General features: G+C 58.4%; 13 protein-coding genes. 6 read left to right on the top strand and 7 right to left on the bottom strand.

What is annotated here, in order from left to right:
• Positions 1-24: 24 nt before the first annotated feature.
• From RBB63_RS08035 to RBB63_RS08025, 3 genes are read left to right on the top strand one after another with little or no spacing between them, the layout of a single operon-like run.
• Complete coding sequence (locus RBB63_RS08035; RefSeq protein ID WP_309382913.1) at positions 25-2559, top strand: DNA topoisomerase III; 2535 nt, start codon at positions 25-27, stop codon at positions 2557-2559.
• Positions 2556-3167 carry an HAD family hydrolase gene (locus tag RBB63_RS08030; RefSeq protein WP_309382911.1) on the top strand — a complete coding sequence of 204 codons (612 nt, stop codon included), beginning with the start codon at positions 2556-2558 and terminating at the stop codon, positions 3165-3167. Before RBB63_RS08035 ends, RBB63_RS08030 begins: the two co-directional genes overlap by 4 nt.
• A 56-nt stretch (positions 3168-3223) precedes the next feature.
• Positions 3224-4066 carry a CHASE2 domain-containing protein gene (locus tag RBB63_RS08025; RefSeq protein WP_309382909.1) on the top strand — a complete coding sequence of 281 codons (843 nt, stop codon included), beginning with the start codon at positions 3224-3226 and terminating at the stop codon, positions 4064-4066.
• Positions 4067-4068: 2 nt separating this feature from the next.
• Here RBB63_RS08025 and RBB63_RS08020 read toward each other — a convergent pair whose 3' ends face one another.
• A complete protein-coding gene (locus tag RBB63_RS08020) occupies positions 4069-5175 on the bottom strand; it encodes a hypothetical protein (RefSeq protein WP_309382907.1) in 1107 nt (368 codons plus the stop codon).
• Between the two features lie 211 nt (positions 5176-5386).
• Between RBB63_RS08020 and RBB63_RS08015 the strand changes: the two genes are divergently transcribed.
• From RBB63_RS08015 to RBB63_RS08005, 3 genes are all read left to right on the top strand, one after another.
• Positions 5387-6412 (top strand): HAD family hydrolase, encoded by a 1026-nt coding sequence (locus tag RBB63_RS08015; RefSeq protein ID WP_309382905.1) that lies wholly within the window; start codon positions 5387-5389, stop codon positions 6410-6412.
• Between the two features lie 5 nt (positions 6413-6417).
• Positions 6418-7455, top strand: a complete 1038-nt coding sequence (locus RBB63_RS08010) for a Gfo/Idh/MocA family protein (protein ID WP_309382903.1) — start codon at positions 6418-6420, stop codon at positions 7453-7455.
• Positions 7456-7541: 86 nt separating this feature from the next.
• Complete coding sequence (locus tag RBB63_RS08005) at positions 7542-8141, top strand: hypothetical protein (protein ID WP_309382901.1); 600 nt, start codon at positions 7542-7544, stop codon at positions 8139-8141.
• Here the strand turns inward: RBB63_RS08005 and RBB63_RS08000 are convergent, their stop codons facing one another.
• The 6 genes from RBB63_RS08000 to RBB63_RS07975 all read right to left on the bottom strand — a co-directional run bounded on the left by RBB63_RS08000 (position 8142) and on the right by RBB63_RS07975 (position 15021).
• Entirely contained in the window at positions 8142-8585 is a 444-nt protein-coding gene (locus tag RBB63_RS08000; RefSeq protein ID WP_309382899.1) for an SRPBCC family protein, read from the bottom strand.
• A gap of 9 nt (positions 8586-8594) precedes the next feature.
• The gene (locus RBB63_RS07995) at positions 8595-10343 is read right to left on the bottom strand and encodes an alpha-amylase family glycosyl hydrolase (RefSeq protein ID WP_309382897.1); all 1749 of its coding nucleotides are present in this window, start codon (positions 10341-10343) and stop codon (positions 8595-8597) included.
• 46 nt (positions 10344-10389) lie between these two features.
• Positions 10390-10788 carry a four helix bundle protein gene (locus tag RBB63_RS07990; RefSeq protein WP_309382895.1) on the bottom strand — a complete coding sequence of 133 codons (399 nt, stop codon included), beginning with the start codon at positions 10786-10788 and terminating at the stop codon, positions 10390-10392.
• A 17-nt stretch (positions 10789-10805) separates the two neighbouring features.
• Positions 10806-12065 carry a glycosyltransferase family 4 protein gene (locus RBB63_RS07985; protein ID WP_309382893.1) on the bottom strand — a complete coding sequence of 420 codons (1260 nt, stop codon included), beginning with the start codon at positions 12063-12065 and terminating at the stop codon, positions 10806-10808.
• Between the two features lie 311 nt (positions 12066-12376).
• Positions 12377-13981 carry an ATP-dependent DNA ligase gene (locus RBB63_RS07980; protein ID WP_309382891.1) on the bottom strand — a complete coding sequence of 535 codons (1605 nt, stop codon included), beginning with the start codon at positions 13979-13981 and terminating at the stop codon, positions 12377-12379.
• Positions 13978-15021 (bottom strand): ligase-associated DNA damage response exonuclease, encoded by a 1044-nt coding sequence (locus tag RBB63_RS07975; protein WP_309382889.1) that lies wholly within the window; start codon positions 15019-15021, stop codon positions 13978-13980. The genes RBB63_RS07980 and RBB63_RS07975 overlap by 4 nt, the downstream gene beginning before the upstream one ends.
• Between the last annotated feature and the right edge of the window lie 49 nt (positions 15022-15070).

The raw sequence follows: 15070 nt of genomic DNA, 5'->3' as shown, positions 1-15070 counted from the left end.
CGTCCATCAAGGATCACATTTTACATGAAAACTTTAGTTATTGCCGAGAAACCATCCGTGGCGGGCGACCTGGCCCGCGTGTTGGGGAAGATCCCGAAGAAGGGCGATTTTTACGAAAACGACGAATACGTGATCAGCTCGGCCGTCGGCCACCTCGTGGAGCTCTACATGCCCGAGGACATCAGCAAGGACCTTAAGCGCTGGACCATCAAGACGCTGCCCATCGTCCCGGACAAGTTTAAGCTCAAGCCGATCGACAAAACCAAGCAGAAGTTTCAAGAGCTCAAAAAGCTCATCGCCCGCAAGGACGTCACCTCCGTGATCAACGCCTGTGACGCCGGGCGCGAGGGTGAGCTCATCTTTACCTACATCCTCGAACTCGCCAACAACAAGAAGCCCGTCAAGCGTCTGTGGATGTCGTCCATGACCCCGGACGCCATCAAGAAAGCTTTCGCGAACCTGCGCGATGAAGCCGAGATGCAGCCGCTGCAGGACGCCGCGCGCTCGCGCTCGGAGGCAGACTGGCTGATCGGCATCAACGGCACCCGCGGCGCCACCGTCGTCTTCGGTCGCCGGGGCGGACGCGCCGCCACCGTTGGCCGCGTGCAGACCCCCACCTTGTCGATGATCTACCAGCGCGAAATGGAGATCCGCAATTTCAAGCCCCGCGATTACTGGCGCATCACGGTGGACTTCGGCGTCGCCGCTGGCCAATACACCGGCCTTTACCAGAAGCCCGATTTCAAGAAAAGCGACGACGAGCATGACCGCGCTGACCGCCTCTGGAACAAGGAGCAGGCGGAAGCCATCGTCCAGGAAATCATGGCTGCGGGCGAAGCCTCTGTCACCGAAGAGAAGAAGCGCACCAAGCAATCCGCACCGCGCCTCTACGACCTGACCAGCCTCCAGCGCGAAGCCAACAGCCGCTTCGGCCTCGCCGCTGGTCACACGCTGAACATCGCGCAGGCCCTCTACGAAAAGCACAAGATGATCACCTATCCGCGAACTGATTCGCGGGCCCTGCCGGAAGACTACGGCCCCACGGTGAAAAACACCCTCGCCAACCTCGAAGAGCCTTACGCCGTCCACGCCGAGAAGGTGCTCCAGAACAACTGGGTCCACACCGGCAACAAGCGCATCTTTAACAACAAGCAGGTCAGCGACCACTTTGCGATCATCCCCACCGACGCCAAGCCCAAGAAGCTCGGCGAGCTCGAAGCCAAAGTCTTCGACATGATCGCCCGCCGCACCATCGCGATTTTCTTCCCGCCAGCGGAGTTCGACGTGACCACCCGCACCAGCGAGATCGCCGGGCACTCCTTCAAGACCGAAGGTAAGGTGCTCGCCGTCGGTGGCTGGATGGACGTCTACGGCAAGGGCGGCATCGGCGAAGACACGCTGACCCCACTGACCGATCCGGACTTTGCTCGCAGCGGCCAGCCGAAGATCGCCATTGCCGACCGCAAGGAAGCCCACCTCGAAGAAGACCAGACCAAGCCCCCGCCCCGCTATTCGGAAGCCACGCTGCTCTCCGCCATGGAAGGCGCCGGCAAGCTGCTCGACGACGAAGAGCTGGCCGAAGCCATGAAGGAAAAGGGCCTTGGCACGCCGGCTACCCGCGCGGCCACCATCGACCACCTGGCGCACGAGCGTTACATCGAACGTCAGGGTCGCGAACTGCACCCCACACAAAAGGCCGAAAGCCTCATGCAGTTCCTGAAGCAGTTTGACATCGACCAGTTGACCTCCCCCGCCATGACTGGCGAATGGGAACACAAGCTTCACCTGGTGGAAGAGGGCAAGCTCTCGCGCGACGCGTTCATGAAGGGCATTGTGGAAGAGACTCAGGACATGGTGGACAAGCTCAACAACCCGCCCCCCGCAGAGAAGACCACCCTCATTTCCCCGACCAACAATGAGCCCCTGATGGAGGACCACCGCGCGTGGTTCTCTCAGGACAAGGTGGAAATTCGCGGCCGCGAATACCCCGTGCTCCAGGTCAACAAAGTCATCGGCAACCGGAAGCTGGAGCTGGACGAAGTGCAGGAACTCATCACCAAGCGCGAAATCGGCCCCATCGACGGCTTTTCCTCGAAGACCGGCAAGTCCTTCTCAGCCATTCTCAAGCTGACCGAAAAGGAAAACGGCACGCACCGCGTCGAGCTGGACTTCGGTAACAACGGCGAGGAAGCGCTCGATGAGAGCGTCGACCTGAGCCAATACCCGGTCGTCGGCAATTCGCCGGTGGACGGCACGCCCGTCCGCGAAACGCCGAATGCCTACGTTTCCGAAGGCCGCGACCCCGACGGCAAGCCCGCCTTCCGCCTGAGCCGCAACATGCTCAGCAAGGCCCTGCCCGCCGAAGAGGTGAAAAAGCTTCTGGCTGAACGAAAGACTAACCTCATCAAGGGCTTCAAGTCCAACCGCACCGGGCGCTTGTTCGACGCATTCCTACTCTTGGAAGACAACGGGAAAATCAAATTTGACTTTCCGCCGCGTCCGCCGCGCAAGAAAGCGGCTAAAAAAGCCGCGAAAAAGGCCGCTAATAAAGATACATGAGCGACCTGAAACTTCCCGAGGGTGAAACGCGCGCAGTCATTTTCGATTGCGACGGAACACTGGCGGACACCATGCCGCTGCACTACCGCGCGTGGAAATACGCCTACGAGAAGAACGGCGCGGAGTTTGAGTTTACCTGGGATCTCTTTTACTCGATGGCGGGAGTCGGCATGCACCACACCGTCGAGATCATCAACGAGAAGTTCCAGGAAACGCTGGACGTCAACCAAGTCGTCAAAGACAACCACGACTACATCGTCAAGGAGCACCACGCCGTGGAGCCCATCCTCCCGGTGGCCGAACTGGCGCGCCAGTTCAAGGCCGAGGGGCTGCACATCGCCGTCGCCTCCGGCGGCGACCCGCGCCACGTCCACGGCACGCTCAAGTATTGCGGCATCGACGACCTCTTCGAAGTGGTCGTCACCAAGGCCGACGTGGTCCACAGCAAGCCCGCCCCCGATGGCTTCTTCAAGGCTGCGGAAATGCTCGGCGTTGAGCCGCAGTATTGCGTCGTTTACGAGGACAGCAAGCTGGGCCTCCAAGCCGCCGAAGCCGCCGGCATGCGCTGGGTCTACGTGGACCCGGACAAGTATTCCGTCGGCGGATAAGGACCACACAGAAATATCCTCGGCAGCCTAATCATGATCCACTAAAAACGACGGACATGAAATCTCTGCTCCGGTCGTTTCTCCTGTCGCTGCTCGCCTGCTGCTGGTGTGTTGCCCAAACCGTTGCCAACACGCCAGAGCCGTTTGCCGTCGTGCTGATCGACGCCCATGACGAGCAGCAGCTCGGTGGCTTTCCCCTGCCCCGCGAAATGATGGCCCGGGGCATCGACGCCATTGCCGCGCAGGAGCCGCGCGCGATTATTTTCAAGTTCTTCATCGATCTGCCCAAACCCGGGCCCGGCGACGCCGCCTTGGCGGAATCCGTCGCCCGCGCACCAGTGGTTCTTCAGGCACGCATCGACGCCTCGGAGCCCAACCCCAATCCGCTGCCGGAGAAATTTTTTCTGCCCGGCATCCCAGAGAACTGGTCGATGAGCATCGTCGGCGACTCGGGCTGGATTCCCCTGCCTGTGCTTTCACAGAACGCCCTCGCGGTTGGCTTCGCCGAGCACATGCACCCGACCGCCGCACCAATCCTGGAGCGCTTTCAGGGCAAGGTCGTGAAGTCGCTTTACCTCATCGGTCTGGAGCAGGCCTTTGGCGCGGAAGCCAAGCTAACCCAGCAATCGCTCAGCATCGATGGGCACACGCTGCCCATTGGGCCAAGCATGCTAACCCCCGTTCAATACCCGCAAATTGACGACCTGCCTTATACGTCATTTACCAACCTGATTGCTGACAAGACCGCGCCCAACGCCTTTAAGGGCAAGGTCGTCATCTTCGGTTACGACGGCGAGAAAATGCACACGTTCGACACCCCCGTCGGCGAGCTGAAGGCGCACCGTATGTATTGCTACGCCTTGTTCGACCTTTACCGAAAAATGCAGGCAGTGGAGTAAGCCTACGAATTATCCAGGCTGAACAAGCTGGGCAGGAGCCCGTGGTTGAAGCGCCATTTTTCGATGTCGAATTCACTCGCCACCTCGATTGCTGATCGTTCCAACACTTCGATCTTCATGGGCGCGTAGAAATCTCCATCCCGCTGGTAATCGGAGAAGGTGATTTCCACTGAAAACGACTGCCCCTCATCATCGAGTCCCTCCAAATGCCGGTGACGTTCGGTCATGGTGTCGACATCGAAGTAATGTTTGACCACATAAGGCGGATACGACTCGTTGCTTATTACATAATACACGACGCCATCGTGCGAGCGCTTGCCTTCAAACTCCAGCAAGCTCGCATCAAGGCTATACTGCCACAGTGGCAAAGTGGGCATCGCGGACATGAGCAGCGAAACACATTGCGTCTTGCTCATGCGACGATCCACAGAGCGTTGCTTATTGAAATCTTCCGCCAGCAACTCTCCACTCAGTCCATTATAAATGGAAGTGATTTTCATGTCCTCCAGCGTCAACACCTGTCGAACCTGATTCGGCGCCTTGACGAAAAGGTTCATGTCGTATTCCCGGTGGTTGGTCTTAACGATGCCTTCGACTGAATAAGTCCTCGCGCCTCCCCAACCAGTCACCTGTCCGTTGATTTCCATGATTTCTTCGACCATGGACGCGGGGTCCTCAACCCGCTTGAGCGCAGCGGCTTTCATCTCCTGAAATGAATCACGCAACGGCGCTGCGCCGACATCGGTCAGCGTGGAGTCTCGTTGAGGCACTGCGGTTTGCTCAGCCTCTGCAACGGTCGTGGTCTGGCTCTTCTGTCCATTCAAAATCAAGTATGCCGGGATACAGGCGCCGACAATCAAGACCAAAGCGAACAGTGAAAAACACAGCCAAAAGAAGCCTTTGTTAATCCGAATGCCGTTGATGAGTTGGTAATCGGTCGATTTCCCAACGCGCGCAGTCTGCTTAGGCTCTTCCGAAATGACTGGCTTCGGCGTCGTTGCTTGATCGTCTTCGCGGATCAAACAGCGTCCCTTGCGGGGCTGTTCATCGGGGTCCACCTCGCCTGGTTTGCGCCGAGGCGGGCGTGGCGGCGGAAAGGGTGGACCCATAGGATACCCTGGCGGAGGCCGCATGCCCGGCGGATAGGGCGGCATCGGACCTCCACCTGGCGGAGGTGGCGGGGGACCATGGGGAAATCGAGGATCCATGACAACACTAGCCAATACCGGTTTACTCCATATTTCAATCGTAGATTATCCATGGTTTTGGCCGTTTTGAGTCTCGCCCTCGGCCCATCTTATTTGGAAAATTCCACCAACCATGTCTGTTAGTCATAGCCTGAACCGCCGACGCATCGTTGCCTGCGTCTGGGATTTTGATAAAACCCTCATACCCGGCTACATGCAGGAGCCGCTCTTTCGCCGCTACAAAGTGGACGGCAAACAATTCTGGCAGGAAGTTAACGAGCTCCCTAAAATTTACGCCGAGCGCGGCGTCCACGTTTCGCCGGACACCGTTTACCTGAACCACTTGCTGAGCTACATTAAGAACGGGCCGCTCAAAGGCCTACGCAACAGCATCCTCCGCGAACTGGGCGCCGAACTGCCATTCTACCCAGGCTTGCCGGATTTCTTTCAGGAACTGACAGACTTCACCAAGTCCGAGGCCGCCTACCGCAAACACGACATCCAGTTGGAGCATTACATCATCAGCACCGGTCTGGCGGAAATGATTCGCGGCAGCAAAATTGCCGATGCCGTCGACGGCGTTTTTGGGTGTGAGTTCATCGAAGCGCCACTCCCCCCCTACTACCTCAAGCAGAACGAGCTATCCATTCCGATGGATTTCGAGATCAGCCAAATCGGCGTCATGGTCGATAACACCATCAAAACGCGCTACATTTTTGAGATCAACAAGGGCTCCAACAAGAACCCGGACATCTCCGTGAACGCCAAGATGCTGCCGGAAGATCGCCGCGTGCCGATGGAAAACATGATCTACATTGCCGATGGCCCGAGCGATGTGCCTGTTTTCTCCGTGGTGCGCCGCAATGGCGGCAAAACCTTCGCAGTCTATGATCCCGAGCGCGAAAGCGAGTTCCTGCAGAATGACCAACTCCTGCAAGACGGTCGCGTGGACAGCTACGGACCTGCGGACTACACGCCGACCTCGCAATCCCATCGCTGGATCAAGATGCAGGTGCGCCGCATTTGCGATCGTCTCGTGGTGGAGGGTGAGGCCGCGCTCGCCCTGCGCGTCAAGAAACCGCCGCAGCATTTACACCCGCCCGAAAAGAAAATCGTTGAACCTGGTCCCGAAGACGAACAAAAGGAACTCTTCGAATAAGCATCATGAAATCCTACCCCTCCTCCAGTGACATCAAGGTCGGCGTTGTCGGCTACGGCGGCGCATTCAACATGGGCAAGAAGCACCTGCAAGAGCTCCAGGACCAGGGGATGGTCCCTGTCGCCGTTGCCGAAATGGATGCTGAACGCCTCAAGGTCGCGACCGAAGATTTTCCCGGCATCGGCACATATGCGTCGATCGATGAAATGCTCGCCAAGTCCGACGTAGACTTGATCGTGCTCATCACGCCGCACAACACCCATGCCGAATTGGCGCTCAAGGCATTGCGCGCAGGTCGCCACGTGGTTTGTGAAAAGCCGCTAGCCATCACCACCGCCGAGTGCGACGAAATGATCGCCGCCGCCGCTGAATCCGGCGTCATGCTGTCCACCTACCACAACCGGCACTGGGACGGCATTCCGCTGACCGCCCTCAAGCTCATCGCTGAGGGGGAATTGGGCGACATTTACAAGATCCAATGCCGCATGGGCCACCGCCACAAGCCACGGGACTGGTGGCGCACCAGCCGCACTATTTCTGGCGGCGTTCTCTATGACTGGGGCGTTCATTTGCTCGAGTATTCGCTGCAAATCATCGAATCAGAAATCACCGAAGTCTCTGGATTTGCCTACAATGGCTTCTGGGGCAACCAAACCCGTTGGGGCGACGACGCCAACGAAGACGAAGCCGCAGCGGTCATTCGCTTTGCCAATGGCGCCCGCGTCGAACTGAGCGTCACCCACCTCGACAGCGACTCCCCCGATGGCATGATGCGCGTGGTGGGCACAAAAGGCTCGGTGACCTTCATGGACCCGCATTCCAGGTACCGGCTGTGCAAGCAGGAGGGCAAAGAGCGCTGCATTCAGGAAGGCGCCCAGGAGGAAACCAAGCAGGAGCTCTACTACCAGAATGTTGCTGAATTTCTGACCGGCAAAGCCGACCTGATCATCACCCCGGAATGGTCGCGGCGCCCGATCCACATTCTCGATCTCGCCGCCCAAAGCGCCAAGCTCGGCAAGACACTGCCTGCAGTCTATCAGTAGCAGCGTACCCACCGCAATGTGACGTTCGTGTAAACCCGTCATTTCGCCTTTGAAGCGACGGCCAGAAACACTAAATCCAATTCGCAATGAAGACTGCCGTCATGCGAAACCTAGCTTTATTTATCACCGGCTTACTCGGCCTGATGCTCACTGGCTGCTACTCGGCCCGCGAGTTCGAATACAAAGGAGCCGAGCTGGACACCATTCAGGATATCTCGATCGACAACCGCGAGCCTTACCCGGTGCCGCGCGATTCGTGGCGCTTGGGTCCGAAACGCGAAGCAGTCGTCAACGGTGAGGAAATCCAACTCGCCGCCAGCGAAGACGGCTCCACGATCCTCTTCAAAATCAAGTTCTATCCCTTCGGTAAGAAGTCTGCGCTCATCAAGCAGTCCACCGAGCGCTCCACCAAGGCGCTGGATGGCATCCTTGCCGACCTAAAGGAGGCTGGCTACCCGGTCACCAAAAAGATCGCCATCATCGACCACGCCAATGTCATTGGCTACAAGTTCGGCGGTCCTGCGCGCATCAAGGGCTTCTATCTGTTTTCCAAGCCAGGCGCCTACGACGCGTTGCTGCCGATGCTGGATACAGTTACGCCTGAAACCGAAGAAGCCGTGGAAGTCGAGGCGGAGACGCTCCCTGAGACGCCGATGCCAGAAGCTGAGCACGAGATCGAGGAGTAATTACTTTGCCTCACAAAGCTCTTTGAGGCGAGCCAACGCCTTGGGCCAGGCTTCATCAAAGAAAGCCTCATATTCCCGCATGATTCCCATCTCGACCAAGAGGGTCGTTACGCCGACTGATTCCTCCGTAAAAGTGTAGTTCTCATTGGTGGGCGCCCATTGCTTGACCTTCTCAGTCTCAGTGTCGACGACGCCATTGCTGATCAGGCCCAGGTGCTCGATGGAAACAAACTCGTGCGGGCGACACTCAGCAATCCGCGAAAACATGCCATCGCCACTGGGCGACATGAAGCGGATTTCCGCGCCGGCTTCCCAACTGCCAACATAATAAGAGCCTTCACAAAAAGGCGAAGTCCAGTCGCGATAGCTTTCTTCGGCAAACATGATCTCCCAGACAGCTGCTCTGGGCGCATGAATGGTTACGGAGTATTGGGCTTCTTTCATCGGGTGTAATCAATCTAAACGCGGGACCAGCCACATGGCTTGATAAGGCGCGAGCTTGATGCCGCGCGAGCCATCACTGTGGGTTTTACCTGAAAGGATGTCGTAGAATTTCTTCGCTTTCTTGAGCACTTCAGTGTCTTTGGGATTCACCACAGACTGCTCTTCATCGGTGAAGTTGAACACGCAGAACACCGTCTGATTCTTGCGCGGCGATGTGCGCTCAAGCGCGAAAATCTTCGGGCCGGCGTCGATTATCTTTTGGTCGCCGTCCGGGTGGAAGGCCGGATAATTCGTGCGCCGACGCAGCATCTGCAGATACTTGCGGAAGATGGTGCCTTGCGAGCGCGTCTTGTCCGCCAATAAGTCGGCCAGCTCTTTTTCATCGTATTTGCGGCGATTAATCGTCCGGGGCGCATGCGTTTGCTCAACGCCTTCGTGGTAGTTAGGCGTTCCCACCAAACTGTGAAAATACACTGCGGGCACGCCCTTAAACGCCAGGGCCACCGCCTGAGAACACAGGAACCGCGCCGCGCCCATCCCCTCGGAATCATGGCGCCCGGACAGCGCCGAGAAATACGTAATATTCAGCTCATACGGACTCTGTGAGCCATCGGGCAAAGTGCGCTTGGATACATGCGCGCCCCGCTGCTCCACCGCATGGATCAGCTTGTCGAATTCCCTTTGAGGCAACAACCCCTGCAGCGGTCGAACGCCCACCCCATCATGCGAAGCAGTGAAATTAAAAAACGTGCCTTCACCTGGTTCAGGATACTCAAGGTTGGTCGCCCACTTCGTCAGGTATTTGCTGTTGTTGGTCAGTAAGGCGTGCAACAGCAAAGGCGGCAGGCTGAAATTGTAGACCATGTGCGCCTCATCGTTTCGCCCAAAATAGCTGACATTTTCGTCGTGCGGCACATTCGTCTCGGTGATGATCAATACCTCCGGCGCAATGAGTTCGCAGAAGTCGCGCATGACTTTGATCAGCTCGTGCGTCTGTGGCAGGTGCAGGCAATCGGTGCCCACTTCCTTCCACATAAACGCACACGCATCGAGGCGAATCGTCGTTGCGCCATGGCTGATGTAGAGCATCAGAATGTCCAGGAATTCAAACAACAGATCGGGATTCTGCCAATTCAAGTCCACCTGATCCGCACTGAAGGTCGTCCAGACCCAGGCGTCGCCATCACGCGTCACCGTCTTGGTGAGCAGCGGCGAAGTGCGCGGCCGCACGACGGCGGACAGATCCGTTTCCGGGTCCATCTCAACGAAGTATTCATTGGCAGGCGCAATGCCCACGAGGAAATCCCGAAACCACGGGCTCTGGCTGGAACAGTGGTTGCACACCAGGTCGAACATCAGCTTGAACTCGTCGCCGAGATTTTCGACGTCGTTCCACGCGCCATAATCCTCCTTCACCTCGCGGTAGTCGATCACGGAGAAACCGTCGTCACTCGACCACGGATAAAACGGCAAAATATGCACGGTGTTGATAGCCCCCTTGAGGTTCTCCGTCGCGAAGCGCTTAAGCGTGGCCAGCGGCGTGCTGCGCTTGCTCTTGACCATGTCCGCATAGGTAATCAGGAACACGTCGTTTTCGGTCCATCGATGCTCGGGCTTAATCGGCGGATTCGTCCCCACTCCATAGCGTCCGACCATGTAATACAGCCGCTCGGTGAGCTGGTGCGCCTTATCGCCGTAAAGGTTGAAAAGGCGCCGCTTAATGCGTGAAAGAATAGCCTGGTCGATGTGTTTGATCATGAGATTAAAGTGAGCAAATTAAAAATTAAAGATCGTGGCGAACTGCTCATACTTGCCGGGATTGGATCGACTTGATGAAGCCTTGGAGCATGGCGGAAATTTCACTGCATTCACTGACTAACGCGTCAACGTCGGTTTTGGACGCAAAGCCAAGCGATTGCGCGAGATAAAGCTGGGTGCGCAGTTCACCCGTTGAACCTTTGGCGATGCGTAAGAAGCGGACAAAATCCTTCGGACTGTTTCGCTCGTACCCTTCCGCAATATTGGACGCAATCGAAACAGAAGCCCTGGTCATCTGATCCTTCAGCGATCGATCCGGAAAACTCTCCAACACTTTATAGAGTGATACCGTCAAGCGGCAGGCACGCTTCCACACCTGAAGCTTCTCAAAAGCAACTGCCGGTTCTTCAATCTCGTAGTCCACTTTAATTTTTAATTTGCTCACTTTAATCTTCACAGGTCTCAGTTAAGACCTGTGAGCTGCGTCATCAACATCCGCAGCGACCGTCTCAGCACCGTGTAGCTGTAATGCCTCCGGGCGACGCGGTAATTGTGCTCGCACATTTCTTCGCGGTAGGCGGGGTCGTCGAGGATGCGCTTGATCTCTTTCACGACGCGATTGGTCACGATGCCGTCCATCAGCGCGAAGCGGAACCCCTTGGGCTCGATGTCCTGAATGAAGATCGAGTAGCGGTTGACCAGCGTGGGCTTGCGGAAATAAACCGCCTCCAAGAGCGCGTTGCCAAAGCCCTCGTAAGTGCTCGGGTAGGTGACGAAGTCCGCGTGCGGGTAAAGGTCCCACAGCGTGTAAATCTTTTTGCCGTCGTCGTCGTATTGGCGGACTTCCCCGATGCGCTTGTCGAAGTAGCGAATGTCGACGCCCTCTTCCTTGGCCTTCTCATCGAGCATGTGCTTGTAGTCCATACCTTCGTCACCTGCGGCGTGCGAGATGACCAGCTTGCAGCGCGGGTCCTTCAACATGCCCACGGCCGTAATGGCGTGTTCGATGCCCTTGCGCGGCACGATGCGCGTCGGCTGGAGAATCATGATGTCGTCCGGCTCCAAGCCGAGTTCATCGCGGATATCCGCCGAGTAATCATCGGGCTGCGGCGCCGGTTTATCGAAGTCGAAAACGTTCGGGATCAGCAGCGCGGAGTCGCCCTTGCGCAGCGCAAACTGCTCTTCCGCCGGGCGGTTGATCACCACATTGCGAATATTTGGCAGGCTCGGCGGAAAAGCCTGGTCCAGGTAGTCCTGGATACAGCCCACCGAAAAGCGCGTACGCTCCCAATAAAAGTCGTGGTGGTGCGCGATGGTCGGAATGCCTGTCTCGGCCAGAAACTCGGTGACCGCGATGCCCAGCGGCACGTGCATCGGAATTGTCAGCACATTTTGCGGAATAAGGAAATCCAGGTTATGCCTGCGGGCAAAATCATGCAGCGTGCTCTTCAGGTAGTCCGCCATGTCGCGGATTCGCGACGAGACCAATGGGTCGCGCACGGTGCGATTCCACAGCCGCTCATTGATCCACATGTTCTCCGGGTGGCCAAAATACGCCTCGGGCACGACGTAGGCAATGTCCTTGCTCCGGTCGCTGAGCCCTGAATACCAATAGCTCACGTGGCGATCGTCCCACAGGACTTCCGCCCATTTAGCGCTCTCAAGTGAGACGCCATCTGTTCCGGCAAAGCGGGTTGAGATAAATCCGATGTTCTTGGGCATGGAGGACTTAGCTTAGCAGTTTAGCTGCCAGTATGTATGAAATTCATTCCGCGGCAAGCAACAACCGGCACTTTCTAATCTGAACGTGGAAATCCTTCCGCATTTTTTAACCACGAAGGACACGAAGCGCACGAAGACCAGCGAGTCGTAGTTTATTTCACGCCAAGACCCAAAGACCCCAAGTTAATTTCTTATGATGGAAACTTTGGGTCTTTGGGTCTTGGCGTGAGTTTCAAATCACTTGCCTCTCAGCCTTCGTGCGCTTCGTGTCCTTCGTGGTTAAATCGTTTCAATGGAAAATGATGCCGTCCCTATTCCGATGCCCCCAACAGCGCCCGCACCGTCTCAATCGAATCCGCCTCGGCAGCCGGTTTGTCCTCCCGCCAACGCGCAATGCGCGGAAAACGCACGGCGAGGCCACTCTTGTGCCGCGTCGACTCCGCGATGCCTTCGAAATGTAATTCAAAGACCAATTCTGGCTCCACCACCCGCACCGGCCCATGTCGCGACAACGTGTGTCGCCGCACCCAATGGTCCACCCGCGCGATCTCGCCATCAGTCAAGCCACTGTAGGCCTTGGCAAAAGTCACGAGCTCCTCGCCCTTCCACAGCGCAAAGGTGTAGTCGGTATATAAACCCGAACGTCGGCCATGCCCGGCCTGCGCAGCGACCATCACGGCGTCGATCGAATACGGATCAATCTTCCACTTCCACCAATCGCCCTTCACGCGGCCCACGCGATACGGGGAATCCCAGCGCTTCAGCATCAGCCCCTCCACGCCGCGCGCCCGCGATTCGCCACGCAGCTTGGCCAATTGCGCCCACGAATCCGCCTCCACGCTTTCCGCGAGCAAGATCGACGAATCCGGCCCGGCAACATCCTCAATTGCTTTGCCAAGCAAAGTAACTCTGTCGCGCAAAGTTCGTTCGCGCAAATCTTCGCTGCCAAACTCCAGACAATCATAAACGAGGAACGCGACCGGTGCCTCCTCCAGCACTTTTGCCGTTAGCTTCGTCCGGCCAATGCGTTTCTGCAGCGCGGCGAAAGACAACGGGCGCGCATCACGCCACGCCATCAGCTCGCCATCGAGCACGGTGCCCTCGGGCAGGCGCGCGGCCAACGTCGTGACTTCCGGGAAGCGCTCGGCAATCATCTCCTCCCCGCGCGACCAGAGCAGCACCTGCCCCTGACGCTTGATCAGCTGTGCGCGAATGCCGTCCCACTTCCACTCGGCGCGCCAGTCCGCGCAATCGCCGAGGTCCGCCGGCTCGCCCTCCAGCGGGTAAGCGAGAAAGAAGGGATACGGCCGCGCGGCGTTGCCCTCATCATCGCCTTCGTCCGAGAGCAGCCGCTGAAAGTTCTCTGCCGAGGGACGCCAGGCGCCCATCAATCGGTGCTCCATCACCGCGCGCTCCACGCCCGCAAACTCCGCCAGCGCGCGCACGACGAGCATCCGGCTCACTCCGACGCGAAAACCACCCGTAATCAGCTTGTTATACACAAAGCGCTCGCTGCTGCCGAGGCCACCCCACGCCGCGCGCACGAGCGGGAATTGCAGCGGGCCGTCCCAATCGGCCAGCGCCATCACCTTGTCTTCGACGAGTTGCCACAGCGGCAAATCCTCCGCATCGTCCTCGCCCGGCGGCAGGATCAGCGCCAACGTCTCGGCAAGGTCGCCTACGTGGCTGTAGCACTCCTCGACCATCCACAGCGGAAACTCCGAGAGCTGGCTCGCCCATTCACGCAGCATCTTGGTCTTCACCGGTGCCTTCAGGCGGTTGCCCATCAGAAACCACAGCGCCCACGCTGCCGAGCGCGGTTCGGCCTCGGCGAAATAATCCCGCATCGCCGCGAGTTTGTCGTTGGTGCGGTTGGACTCATCGAGCCGCGCGAAGAGCTGCGTAAAGGCCTTCACAGCGGCAGCTCCGTTTGCGGCTCCTCAGGCTCTTCGCGGTCAATGCGCTCGCCCTCGTAGCGCGAAGGCACGTTGTAGGCGTTGAGCCCCATGACCTCCCGCGCGTAGCGGATAAACGGCGCGGTGTGGCCGTGCGTCGCGCCGATGTTTTCCGCGCCGGTCGCCTTGACCGCGTCAATGAGGCCCGTCCAGTCCACGTGATCGCTCAGCACGAACCCGCGATCCAGCGAAAGGCGACGCCGCGCGCCGCGCACCGCCATCCAGCCACTGGCGAAGGCCAGCGAATTGGGCGCAATTTTCTTAAGCCAGGTCGTCCCCTGCACCGCCCCCGGCGCGACGACCAGGCCCTTGCCCCGGTAATCCGCGGCGTTGTCCTTGGTCAGCGTTTCCACCTCGGGCAGCGCGACACCTTCGCGGCGATACAGCGGCAAAAACGGCGCCACCGCGCCATGCACCGCAATCGGCCCGATGCTGGCATCTACGCCCGCCAGCACACGCTGCGCCTTGCCCAGCGAATAGGCCAGCACGATGGACGTCCGCCCGAGCGCCTGATTCGCGCGCCACCAGCGGTTGATGTCGGCAAACACCTCGCTCTGCGCGGGCCATCGGTAGATCGGCAGCCCGAACGTGCACTCCGTAATGAACGTGTCGCAGCGCACAGGCTCAAAGTTTTCCGCCGCCGCATCGGGCGCGGTTTTGTAGTCGCCAGAAACCACCCAGACCTCGCCCTGATGTTCCACGCGCACCTGCGCCGAGCCCAGAATGTGCCCCGCCGGATGCAGCGAGACCTGCACGCCGTTGATCATCGTCGTCTCGCCAAAGGGCAGCGATTCAATCGGCGCGGCGCTCCCGATGCGATGCCGCAGCACGCCCTCCCCACGGCGCGAGCACAGGTAGGCGCGCGACCCCGAACGCGCATGATCACTGTGCGCGTGGGTGATGACGGCGCGCTCCACCGACCGCCACGGATCGATGTAGAAGCCGCCGACCTCGCAGAAGAGGCCGTTTTGATTGGGCTGAATGAGGGGGACGCGGGACACGATTTTCGTTGTGAGACGGAACGCACTGTATGCAATATGGTCCCTTTGT

The organism is Cerasicoccus frondis (assembly GCA_031296915.1).
Lineage (GTDB): Bacteria > Verrucomicrobiota > Verrucomicrobiia > Opitutales > Cerasicoccaceae > Cerasicoccus > Cerasicoccus frondis.
This window is presented reverse-complemented; position numbering and strand designations above follow the sequence as displayed.

Bases quoted from the DNA above. Each gene is read 5' to 3' on its own strand.
- RBB63_RS08035 (WP_309382913.1), top strand. From the start codon at position 25: ATGAAAACTTTAGTTATTGCCGAGAAACCATCCGTGGCGGGCGACCTG.
- RBB63_RS08030 (WP_309382911.1), top strand. From the start codon at position 2,556: ATGAGCGACCTGAAACTTCCCGAGGGTGAAACGCGCGCAGTCATTTTC.
- RBB63_RS08025 (WP_309382909.1), top strand. From the start codon at position 3,224: ATGAAATCTCTGCTCCGGTCGTTTCTCCTGTCGCTGCTCGCCTGCTGC.
- RBB63_RS08020 (WP_309382907.1), bottom strand. From the start codon at position 5,175: ATGGGTCCACCCTTTCCGCCGCCACGCCCGCCTCGGCGCAAACCAGGC.
- RBB63_RS08015 (WP_309382905.1), top strand. From the start codon at position 5,387: ATGTCTGTTAGTCATAGCCTGAACCGCCGACGCATCGTTGCCTGCGTC.
- RBB63_RS08010 (WP_309382903.1), top strand. From the start codon at position 6,418: ATGAAATCCTACCCCTCCTCCAGTGACATCAAGGTCGGCGTTGTCGGC.
- RBB63_RS08005 (WP_309382901.1), top strand. From the start codon at position 7,542: ATGAAGACTGCCGTCATGCGAAACCTAGCTTTATTTATCACCGGCTTA.
- RBB63_RS08000 (WP_309382899.1), bottom strand. From the start codon at position 8,585: ATGAAAGAAGCCCAATACTCCGTAACCATTCATGCGCCCAGAGCAGCT.
- RBB63_RS07995 (WP_309382897.1), bottom strand. From the start codon at position 10,343: ATGATCAAACACATCGACCAGGCTATTCTTTCACGCATTAAGCGGCGC.
- RBB63_RS07985 (WP_309382893.1), bottom strand. From the start codon at position 12,065: ATGCCCAAGAACATCGGATTTATCTCAACCCGCTTTGCCGGAACAGAT.